The 11,227-nt window shown below is 53.7% G+C and carries 11 protein-coding genes; all 11 read right to left on the bottom strand.

Annotated features, from left to right (window positions below; genetic code table 11):
- Window positions 1-16: 16 nt before the first annotated feature.
- Window positions 17-3,565, bottom strand: coding sequence for a DNA polymerase III subunit alpha (gene dnaE, locus P7079_RS05130; protein WP_278012218.1), 3,549 nt, complete (start codon window positions 3,563-3,565; stop codon window positions 17-19).
- A gap of 70 nt (window positions 3,566-3,635) precedes the next feature.
- Window positions 3,636-3,842: a GNAT family N-acetyltransferase gene (locus P7079_RS05135; RefSeq protein ID WP_278012219.1), complete on the bottom strand. Its 207-nt coding sequence runs from the start codon at window positions 3,840-3,842 to the stop codon at window positions 3,636-3,638.
- 47 nt (window positions 3,843-3,889) lie between these two features.
- A complete protein-coding gene (locus P7079_RS05140) occupies window positions 3,890-4,810 on the bottom strand; it encodes an RluA family pseudouridine synthase (RefSeq protein ID WP_278012220.1) in 921 nt (306 codons plus the stop codon).
- A complete protein-coding gene (gene lspA, locus P7079_RS05145; protein ID WP_278012221.1) occupies window positions 4,807-5,289 on the bottom strand; it encodes a signal peptidase II in 483 nt (160 codons plus the stop codon). The genes P7079_RS05140 and lspA overlap by 4 nt, the downstream gene beginning before the upstream one ends.
- A gap of 67 nt (window positions 5,290-5,356) precedes the next feature.
- Window positions 5,357-5,935, bottom strand: coding sequence for a DivIVA domain-containing protein (locus P7079_RS05150; RefSeq protein WP_278012222.1), 579 nt, complete (start codon window positions 5,933-5,935; stop codon window positions 5,357-5,359).
- 130 nt (window positions 5,936-6,065) lie between these two features.
- On the bottom strand, window positions 6,066-6,353 hold the full coding sequence (locus P7079_RS05155; RefSeq protein WP_278012223.1) for a YggT family protein: 288 nt from the start codon (window positions 6,351-6,353) through the stop codon (window positions 6,066-6,068).
- Window positions 6,353-6,751, bottom strand: a complete 399-nt coding sequence (locus P7079_RS05160) for a cell division protein SepF (RefSeq protein ID WP_278012224.1) — start codon at window positions 6,749-6,751, stop codon at window positions 6,353-6,355. Before P7079_RS05160 ends, P7079_RS05155 begins: the two co-directional genes overlap by 1 nt.
- 31 nt (window positions 6,752-6,782) lie before the next feature.
- Window positions 6,783-7,565 (bottom strand): purine nucleoside phosphorylase YfiH/LACC1 family protein, encoded by a 783-nt coding sequence (locus P7079_RS05165; protein ID WP_278012225.1) that lies wholly within the window; start codon window positions 7,563-7,565, stop codon window positions 6,783-6,785.
- A gap of 79 nt (window positions 7,566-7,644) precedes the next feature.
- Window positions 7,645-8,799: a cell division protein FtsZ gene (gene ftsZ / locus P7079_RS05170; protein ID WP_278012226.1), complete on the bottom strand. Its 1,155-nt coding sequence runs from the start codon at window positions 8,797-8,799 to the stop codon at window positions 7,645-7,647.
- 123 nt (window positions 8,800-8,922) lie between these two features.
- Window positions 8,923-9,729, bottom strand: coding sequence for a cell division protein FtsQ/DivIB (locus P7079_RS05175; protein ID WP_278012227.1), 807 nt, complete (start codon window positions 9,727-9,729; stop codon window positions 8,923-8,925).
- A gap of 158 nt (window positions 9,730-9,887) precedes the next feature.
- Entirely contained in the window at window positions 9,888-11,207 is a 1,320-nt protein-coding gene (gene murC, locus P7079_RS05180) for a UDP-N-acetylmuramate--L-alanine ligase (RefSeq protein WP_278013611.1), read from the bottom strand.
- Window positions 11,208-11,227 lie beyond the last annotated feature (20 nt).

Genomic DNA, 11,227 nt, shown 5'->3' on the forward strand with positions numbered 1-11,227 from the left:
CCCATCTTTTCATTCATTAGCCTCGCATAATCGAGCCACGTCCGAGAAGGACTTGTAAATCCGCATACAACGATGGATCTGGACTGACATCGAATGCGGAACCGAGCTGAATAATCGTTGTGCGATCAATTCTGCGCACTTGCACACGAACAGGAGCGTTGCCCGGATAGCGCTTGAGCACACTTGCCAAACGATCAACGAGCTCTGCTGTGAGCATCGATTCAGCAATCTTGAGTTCGATTGGCGCATTCGCGTCCAAATCCCCAGGGGCTGGCAGCCGCATCTCACGTGCATTAAGCTGCAGCGCACTGTCTCGTACCGATGTACGGGCCGTCAGCTGAACAACCTGGTCTACACGAAGCATCGAAGAGACTTGCTGATAGGTTGCGGGGAAGAAATTGACTTCAATCGAACCTGTGAGGTCTTCAATGGTGGCAGTTGCCCACGTCTTCCCATTTTTCTTCGAGATCCGCGTTTGGACGCCCGTGATCAGGCCAGCAATCGTCACCTGCTCGCCGTCGGCGATGCCTTCATCCGAGACTAAGCCCACCACCGTGTGATCCGCTGACCGGTTCAAATAGGCTTCCATCCCCGACAAGGGATGATCGGAAACGTATAGCCCCAACATTTCCTTCTCGAAGTTGAGTTTTTCCTTCTTCGGCCATTCCGGCAAATTCGGAACCTCGACGGTGAATCCGCCTCCAATCTGCGAGGCCTGAGTACCACCAAGATCAGCAAAAAGATCGAACTGTCCTGCCGCTTCGTTCTTCTTGACACTCGAAACAGTATCCACAGCTTCGTCGATAATCGTCAACAGCGGGCGACGATTAATTCCAAGAGAATCGAACGCGCCAGCTTTGACCAGACACTCAAGTGCTTTCTTATTGCAGGCTCCCTGAGGAATTTTGTCGAGGAAATCCTGAAACGATGTGTAGGGTCCTTTTTCCTCACGCGCACTAATAATGCCTTCAACTACCTGAGTCCCAACGCTGCGGACCGACCCCAGCCCCACGCGAATTTCTTCACCAACAGCCGAGTAGTCCCCCATAGACTCGTTGACATCGGGGACGTTCACCTTGATCCCCATACGACGGCATTCAGACAGGTAAGTAGCGACTTTCGCTTTGTTCGAGGCATTCGATGTCAACAACGCCGCCATGAATTCCACTGGGTAGTGCGCCTTGAGATACGAGGTTTGGTATGACACCAAACCGTAAGCTTCCGAATGCGACTTGTTAAACGCGTAGGACGAGAATGGCACAAGGATCTCCCACAGAGTGTCGATACACTCCTTGGAATATCCGTTGTCTAGCATTCCTTGGGAGAAACTAGCAAACTGTTGTTGAAGAACTTCGGCCTTCTTCTTTCCCATGGCCTTGCGCAGAACGTCTGCTTGTCCAAGAGAAAAGCCAGCAACCTTCTGCGCAATTCGCATCACCTGCTCTTGGAAGACGATCAAACCGTGAGTAGGCCCGAGAATCTCTTCAAGAGGCTCAGCGAGTTCTGGGTGAATCGGCGTCTTTTCTTGAAGCCCATTCTTACGAAGTGCGTAGTTTGTATGAGAATTCGCTCCCATTGGCCCTGGACGATATAGCGCTGACACAGCGGAAATATCGTCGAAGGTATCGATTTTCATCTGTTTGAGAAGAGTACGCATTCCGCCACCATCGAGCTGGAAGATGCCGAGAGTCTCGGCACGCGCAAGCATCTCAAAGGTTGTTTTGTCATCAAGCGCAATGGCGTCAATATCGGGCGGTTCTTTACCGTTATTGCGAATATTCTCCAGCGCTTTGTTGATCACCGTGAGGTTGGACAAGCCCAGGAAGTCCATCTTGACCAGACCAAGTTCCTCACATTGCGGATATTCAAACTGGGTCAGCACTGCATCATCTGCTGCACGCTTCATCATCGGGATCACGTCAGACAACGGAGCGGACGACATGATCACGGCGCAAGCGTGTACACCTGTCTGTCGGACAAGACCTTCCAAGCCCTTTGCCAGTTCGAACACCTTTTGTGCATCTGGATCGTTGTCAACAGTCTCGCGGAATTCAACCGCTTCGGCGTAACGTGGGTGCTTGGGATCATAAATCGAATTCACCGGAATATCTTTACCCATCACGCCGGGAGGCATCGCCTTTGTTAAACGATCACCCATTTCGTAGGGGTACCCCAGAACGCGCGACGAATCCTTCAGCGATTGCTTGGCCTTGATCGTTCCAAAGGTCACTACCTGAGAAACCTTGTCTTTACCGTATTTTTCTTCGACATACTTGATGACTTCTTCGCGACGCTGATCGTCGAAGTCCACGTCAATATCGGGCATTGAAATGCGCTCAGGGTTCAAGAATCTCTCGAAGAGCAGATCGTGTTTAATCGGATCAAGCTGAGTAATTCCCAGAACATAGGCCACCATTGAGCCTGCACCTGATCCACGTCCTGGCCCTACGCGGATACCGTGTTCGCGTGCCCAGCGAATGTAATCTGACACCACCAGGAAGTAACCAGGGTAACGCATCTGCAGAATGACTTGTGATTCGTAATCGACACGAGCACGAACATCGTCGGGAATATGTTCCCCATAGCGCCAGTGCAAGCCTTTCTCGACTTCCTTCACAAACCACGTAAACTCGTCTTCCCCCTCTGGCACAGGGAATGCCGGCATGTAGTTGGCGCCGTCGTCGGTGGTACGGAAAGAAACGTTACAACGCTCAGCAATCCACAAGGTGTTATCGATCGCGCCAGGAATTTCGCCAAAGAGTTTGCTCATTTCAGCGGTCGATCGCAGATAGTATCCTGAACCGTCGAATTTGAATCGGTCGGGATCCATCAGTGTTGATCCGGAGTTAATACACAACATCGCGTCCTGAATGCGTGCATCTTCCTGGCGCACGTAGTGCGAATCGTTTGTGGCAATGATCGGAGCTCCGATCGAATGCGCCAATTCGAGAAGATCTTTTTGAACGCGGCGCTCAATCTCGATGCCGTGATCCATAATCTCGACAAAAAAGTTGTCTTTGCCAAAGATATCTTGGAATTCGCCGGCAGCTTTGTACGCTTCTTCCTTCTGGCCCAGACGCAAGCGTGTCTGAATCTCCCCCGAAGGGCAACCCGCCGTGCCGATAATTCCGTCATGGTAGCGTTCAAGAAGATCACGATCCATACGCGGCCATTTGCCCATCAAACCTTCGGTAGCGGCAAGCGAGTTGAGCCGGAAGAGATTGTGGAGGCCAGTATTGTTTTCCGCCAGAAGTGTCATGTGTGTATAGGCGCCACGGGCAGAGACGTCGTCGGCTCGTTGCGCCTCGGTGCCCCACTGCACGCGTGTCTTATCAAAACGTGATGTCCCCGGAGTCATGTACGCTTCGACGCCAATAATTGGTTTAATTCCTGCGTCCGTTGCTGTCTTGTAGAACTCATACGCGCCGAACATATAGCCGTGATCGGTGATGGCAACTGCGCTTTGACCCTGCGCTTTGACCTCGGCAACAAGTTTCTTAATTTTTGCAGCGCCGTCAAGCAACGAGTAATCGGTGTGGACGTGAAGATGAGCGAAATCGGCCATGATGATAGCTTACTTTTTCTACTCAGGTTCGTCTGCGAGGAACGCCACGCCAATGTGCTGATGGCGGGTTTCAGCGTGAGATTTCCACACTCAGTTTCATCTCTTGGTGAGGAATTCCCGCATCGCAATATGAGCGCCCATCAACAACCTCATATCCGAGTTCGGCGCCATCTTCAACGGCCAGAACGTGGAGTGTGCTCGGATCCAGGTCGAGATCGTCGATCTCTTCTTCAATCGGAACTTGTTGCTCATCAACGAACACGTCGTGGCGAATCACTCAGGTGCGACGCAGGCCAACAATGTCGTCTTTCACACGCTCAATCTTCATAGCAACCCCTCTCTCATCATGTCCAATGCGTGTTGCAGATCGGCGGGATATGAGGATGTCACTTCCATATATTTACCCGTGATCGGATGCGCAAAGCCTAACCGCACCGCATGGAGCCACTGGCGCGTAAGGCCCAACCGCTGCCCCAGTACCATATCGGCGCCGTACATCTCATCGCCGACACAAGGATGCTTGATCGCACTCATGTGGACACGAATCTGATGAGTTCGCCCAGTTTCTAGGTGGACTTCAACCAAGGTAGCACCGGCCATTGCTTCAAGAGTGTCATAGTGAGTGACAGCGCACTTGCCGTCCTCTCGAATCCCCATCTTCCACTGATGGCGAAAATCACGTCCGATGGGTGCCTCGACCGTTCCTGATAAGGGATCCGGATGTCCTTGAACAAGAGCGTGATAGACTTTCGTCACTGTGCGCTCTTTAAAAGCGCGTTTCAACACTGTGTAAGCACGCTCGGACTTCGCCACCACCATCGCACCTGTCGTACCGACGTCGAGACGATGAACGATCCCTTTGCGTTCAGGAGGGCCAGATGTCGTCAAGGTGATTCCTGCTCCCAGAAGCGCACCAAGAACATTGGGGCCTTCGAAATTTAACGAGGCATGTGCTGCCACTCCAACTGGCTTATCGACCACCACAATATCCGCGTCTTCGTAGAGCAAGTCCAGGTTATCGATTGGTGTGGGTTGTGGTTGCGACGACGGCGGTGGCGCAAGCTCAGCGGCGATCAGGGCACCTTGCGTGACACGTTCAGATTTCCCGACGATTCGGCCATCAACTTCCACTTTCCCACTCGCCACAAGCTCTGCAGCTTTCGAGCGGGATAAACCTGTCAAGGACGCGAGCACTGTGTCAATACGGTTGCCATCGAACCCCGGAGGAACAAGATACGTGCTCACTTTTCGCCCCCTTGACGGGCGTCCTCCCGCCCGAGCATGACAATCAAAATAACCACAGCGACAACCAGAACAATGTCAGCAAAATTACCGATGAAGAGATTTCCGTATTTGATGAAATCGACAACATGCCCCTGGGGGAAACCTGGTTCTCGGAAAAGACGATCAATGAGATTGCCCAGTGCCCCAGCCCAAATCGCAGCAACAGTGAGTTTGATCGACATTGGTTTGTTTTTCCACACCACCACTGGTAGCGCAAGAACTGCGCCCGTAGCGAGAAGGGTGAAAATCCAGGTGTGTCCGTTGAGGAAAGAAAAAGCTGCTCCAGAGTTGAAAATCAGCTTCAACCCGATGATGTCACCTATAAGCGATACAGTGTGTCCGTCGCTCAGAGCACTGAGAGCCCACTGTTTGGTAGCAAAATCGATGACTACCAAAATAACGCCAACGAACATTGCGGCAAGAAAGTTACGGAGTTTCACTCCACTAGGGTACTACAAGGGGGAGGCGACCAGTGATCCCCTCCCCCTCATGAAGTTAATGACTCGATTACTTCTGCTCAGCCTTCGAATCCACGTTTGCAAGAAGCGACTCAAGGTAGCTCTTGAGACGAGTGCGATAATCGCGCTCGAATTCACGAAGCTCAGCAATCTTGCGTTCGAGAACGGAACGCTCCTCTTCGAGCTTCGTCAGGGTACGATTATGTACTTCTTCTGCTTCGGTGATGATACGGGTCTTTTCGGCCTCAGCTTCAGACACGATACGCTCCGATTCAGCCTTGCCGTTTGCCACATATTCATCGTGAAGACGCTGGGCAAGCGACAACATTCCCGTCGCGCTCTGTGCTTCACTCATGTTCGGCGTCGAGGCAAGAGCAGCAGTCGAAGTAGCGTCGGTTGCCGGAGCCGAAACAGCCTGGGCACCCTGGTTCTCGAGCTCAGTGACGCGAGCTTGAGCAGCCTGAAGCTCAGCCCTGAGCTTTTCGGTGTCCTCGCGGTACTTAGTGATCGAGTATGCGACCTCATCGAGGAAGAAATCCACCTCATCCTGGTCATAGCCCTCTTCGACGCGCTGGGGCTCCTTAAAGCGCATGTTCACAACGTCAGTCTCAGTCAGAAGCTGTGCCATTGGTTTTCACCTCGTCGGTCTCGAAATAACGTGGGTTACGTGGATTAGACTACCCGACCACGAGTGAGCGCGCAGTGTTTCCACGTTCATTACGGCTTAGGTTTATCACATTTCGGTAACAGTACGAAAGTTAAAAAACCCAAAAAACAATACGGGCAAGGACTTGCAATCCGAAGAAGAGGACAAGAAAGCCCATGTCAAAGGCAATTGCGCCAAAACGCAGCGGCGGAATGTAACGTCCGAGAAATCTCAGGGGAGGATCTGTTACTCGATACACAGCATTCGCCATCACCACGAGCGCTCCCGTTGGAGTCCAGTCACGGGCGAGCATCCCTACCAAATCCAGTACCACGCGGGCGATTAACACCCACAGGTAAATCTGTATTGTCCAGAAAAGTAAATATCCGAATAAAGCCATCAGGAGAAATCGTGAGTGTTGTCGTCGCCACGTGAATCAAGCTTCACAACATGTGGCGTAAGGAGGAAGACGTCTTCAGAAATGCGTGAGAACTGCCCGGCCAAGCCAAAACACAATCCAAGCGCGAAATCGACGATGCGAGCACGTTCAGCGTCGGCAGCATCGGAAAGGTTCAAAATCACTGGAAGCCCGTTTCGGAACTCGACAGCAAAATCCTTCACATCACGGTAAGACGAGACCCACACCGTGACAATGCGCGCAATATCATTCGTTGCAACAGGGTGAAGCTGAGCAACGTCGGAATCGTCGAAGTATTCCTCTTCGTCGTAAAACTCCTCGTCATCGTACATATCGTCAGTCGGAGCAGCTTTTGCGCCGAGTCGATCGAGAAATCCCATGGTGTCCTCCCTAAAGTTTGCTACCGCTAACCTATGACAGCTGCGGCAACTCTTCGTGGAAGCGACCTGGGTGTGTTGCCACTTCAACGATTCCAGCAAATCGTCCTGCTTGTTTTCCGAGTGTACTCGACCGCCGATGTGAGAAATAAAGCTCAGATTCTCGGGTGCAATAGCGACTGATATCAAGTTCCATGCCAAGCTGCTCAGCAAGCCCGGCAGAGAGGTCAAGAGCAGGAGTACCCCAACTAGTCTGCGAAATCGCACGGGAAAAGCGCGAACCGATGGCATACATCATATCGGCAGGTACTTCATAGCATCGTCCGCAGATATGCGGCCCCACAATCCCACGAATCGCCGACGCCGCAGTGCCACGTTCACACATAGCCTCACGTACTTTTAGCGCAATTTCTTTTTCTAGGCCTGCTCGTCCCACATGCACCACGGCAGCACGGGTGCCAGTAACATCCAGGAGGATCAATGGAATACAATCTGCAACCATCACTGCCGCAGCCTGTCCATGTTCAATGATCACCGCGTCAGCATCGCCCACGGTAAGTGCGCCATTGATCTGCATGGCCTGTGACGCACACCGATAGACATCGGAATGAACCTGGTTCATCCAGACGATAGGCTCACTGAACTCTCGTCCAACGATCTGCCGATTGAGTGCAACAGCTTCTGCACTGTCGCCTACGTGTGGGCCGAGGTTCAGCTCCCCGTATTCACCGGTCGATACTCCCCCACGTCGACTGGTAAATCCATAGGTGATTATCCCCTGCTCACCACGCACACTGTGTAATTCCATCACGCCCATACCTTTATTTTAGGGCGATAAAAGTACTGCGGACCTGGTTCTCCAGGCCCGCAGTGGACAAGAAATCACGAGGTTTCGATCACTCGTCGAACAGGAACGGTGGAATATCGAGATCTGGACGCTTGTGCTCAGGCTCCGGTGCTGGCGCAGGAGCAGGTTCAGCGATCACTGGACGAGTGATCACAGGTTCGGCAATGACGGGTGCCGCTGGCCCAGGAGCGGCCGGAGCGGGAGCCTCAACACGAACCGATCCCGGGGTGCGCTTCTCTTCTGCAGGCACAAGGTAATCAGTTTCCTCATCAAAACCAGCAGCGATCACGGTCACAATGACTTCGTCGCCAAGAGAATCGTCAATGATCTGGCCGACGATGATATTCGCTGACGGGTCAACGGCTTCCTTGACGAGCTGAGCCGCTGCCGCCTGCTCCTTGATGCCAAAGTCCTTCGGGGTGGTGAATGCAAGGAGAACACCATGTGCGCCATCGATCTTCGCCTCAAGCAACGGCGACGAAATAGCGTTTTCGGTTGCGCGCAGTGCGCGGTCAGGCCCGGAGGCTGAGCCAATACCCATGAGCGCGGTACCCGCGTCCTTCATAATCGCCTTGACATCAGCGAAGTCGAGGTTGATTTCACCGGACTGAGTAATGAGGTCAGAAATACCCTTGACGCCGTTGCGCAGTACCTCGTCAGCAAGGCGGTACGCTTCGATCACAGAGATGTCGTCGTCGGAAATCTCCAGCAGTCGGTCATTAGGAATGACGATCAGCGTATCAACTGACGCACGCAATTCCTTGATTCCCTCGGTCGCGTTATTCGAACGCTGAAGGCCTTCGTAGGAGAAGGGGCGTGTAACAACGCCAACGGTGAGGGCACCGAGATCACGAGCTGCCTTTGCAACGACTGGGGCTGCACCAGTACCGGTTCCTCCACCTTCACCTGCGGTCACGAAGACCATGTCAGCACCTTCAAGCGACTGCTCGATGAGATCTTTATTCTCTTCGGCGCTGCGACGGCCAACAGATGGATCAGCTCCAGCTCCCAAACCGTGCGAGACATCGCGACCGATATCAAGTTTGATCTCAGCTTCAGACTTGACCAGTGACTGGTTGTCAGTGTTCACAGCGATGAACTCGACGCCTGCGAGCCCATCTTGAATCATGCGATCAACGGCATTGACGCCGCCACCACCGACACCCACAACTTTGATGGTTGCGTTGTTGTCCAGAGAGTACATTGCTCTTCCTTTCGAAACTTCAAGTACAACTTGAAGGATTTCTTGTCCAATCTCGCGCAAAAGATAGAGGCCAAATTGTCTCCTCGCAACGACATACCGGGCGTGTTACGAAATTGATCGGCTCTACTTCGTCACCGGTGACGACGGCGACGACACATCAATCTGTGACGCACCTGTGTGGATCAAAGACATCACAATTTTTCCCTTGAGGGCGTTTTCTGAGACATCGCCCCAATAGACTTTCTTCGAGCCGTTAAGTTCCATGGAAATCAGACCAGCTTCACTGATATCGATCCCTTTGACTTGTCCAAGAAGCTTGGGAGGCAAAGCAGCAAGCACCGAAATCCCTAGTCGAGTATTGGCTTGAGCCTTCTGAGATGATCCGGGCGCTTTGAGAATGGGCAGCCCACTCTTCATCTTCGCATCCGCTTCCATTGTGCGCCCCTTTTCAGTCACTGCTGTGCAGTTTTCGGCGTTTCCAATACATGCCACCGGGCGCGCAGCTCGCGCTGAAATCGCTAGCGTTCGCGGGAATTGGCGATCAATAGTGATACTGGAAGCTTCGGGAATGTCGTCCATGAGTTGTTTCTCTATGGCATCAATATCCATCGTCACAAGCAATGTTCCCTCAAGCGAGCGCGCAGCCTTCTCGATCTTCGCCTTGGTTAAAGCACCGGGCGTCCCGACGATCGTGACATCGGAAGCGCTGTAACGGTAGCGCAGCAGAGAGGATCCGAAGACCGTCCACACGATCAGAGACGCGATGACCAGCACACTGATCCAGATACCAAGACGCCGTGCAAAGGAACGCTGTCGCTCACGACGTCGTTCCGCCCTCCTGAGCGATAACTCGTCGCCACTCGGATGGCGCAGGTGCTCAATAGCTCCTTTGAACCGGCGCAGGGACAACCGCCGAGGTTTGGATTTCACAACCGTAGGTGGCTGGCTCTCTGTCGGCGGCTCAACACGTGAGGGTGATTCCTCACGCGGACGTCGTGTAACGCTCGGTGACACCACTTCCTGGTGGGAGCGTTCACCTGTAGTTTTCTGTTCAAGGGCACGAGGCTTTTTCGGCCTCGACGGCGGTCTCATCGCTGCTCCAAATCGGCGAGGATCACGTTCCCCATCGTGGTGACCGAGCCAGCACCCATCGTCAGGATAAGGTCGCCGGCACGCGCTTGAGATGAAATGACGTGAGCAGCGTCAATCATGCCCGGAACAAACCGGGCCGAAGGAAGATGACGCACGATGACATCTGCTTCGTCGCCGTCGTCGGGGACCTCGCGCGCAGCATAGACAGCCGTTACGACGACGGAGTCTGCGTGGCTAAGTGCTTCAGCAAAACGAGCAGCAAAGTTGCGTGTACGTGAATATAGGTGTGGTTGGAAGAGAACGAGGACACGTCCATCCGTTACTGTGCGAGCAGTGGCGAGTGTGGCCTCCACTTCGGTCGGATGGTGGGCGTAGTCGTCAACCACACGGATCCCGTTAACCTCACCGCGCAGTTCAAAACGCCGCCCAGTGCCGTGGAAAGCTCCGAGTGCCTGTGCCATTGCTCCAGGCTCGATGCCAAGTTCGACGCCCGCTGCCCATGCAGCGGCAGCATTGAGAAGATTGTGCGCACCAGCGACTGCCAATGACACTGGAAAGCTCTTTCCTGCGTATTCGAAGACACCGCTAGCCATTCCATCGGGAGTCTCGATGTCAATGACCTTCACGTGGTTCTCCGCCCCCTGCGCGCGGCCGTAGGTCACCACCCGAATTCCGTCCATCTGCGCTGCCTGAGCAAGCCGCGATGAGCCATCGTTGTCAGCGCACGCAACAAGCAATCCGCCAGGAACAATCTTGCGAGCAAACTCAGCAAAGGCCTCTTCAAATGCTTCTTGAGTGCCGTAGTGATCCAAGTGATCTGGCTCAACGTTCGTCACAATCGCTACCCGCGGCGAATAGTTCAAGAATGAGCCGTCAGACTCATCAGCCTCTGCCACGAGCATCGACCCCGTACCGAGGTATCCGCCTGGCTCGCCTCCGGCAAGCGTCGATCCGACAGCACGCGACGGATCGCACCCCAGTTCTGCCAGAGCGCTCGCCAGCATCCCCGACGTCGTCGTCTTGCCATGAGCTCCCGCCACCGCAATGAAATCACGATCACCCGCAGCCAATGCGAGTGCCTGGCTACGATGCAGTACTTGCTGTCCACGTGATCGTGCCACAGCGAGTTCTGGATTCGAATCCTTGATCGCTGAGGACACCACAAGAACGGCATCAGGATCAACGTTCGCTGCGTCGTGGCCAATAAAGACCCTCGCACCGGCTGCTTCGAGTGTGCGGGTATTATCTGACTCACTGCGATCTGACCCGGAGACCTGCACACCTTGAGCCAACAACAGCTCACCGACAACACTCATCCCAGCGCCGCCGATACCAA

The sequence above is a fragment of the Arcanobacterium canis genome, from assembly GCF_029625435.1.
Classification (GTDB): domain Bacteria; phylum Actinomycetota; class Actinomycetes; order Actinomycetales; family Actinomycetaceae; genus Arcanobacterium; species Arcanobacterium canis.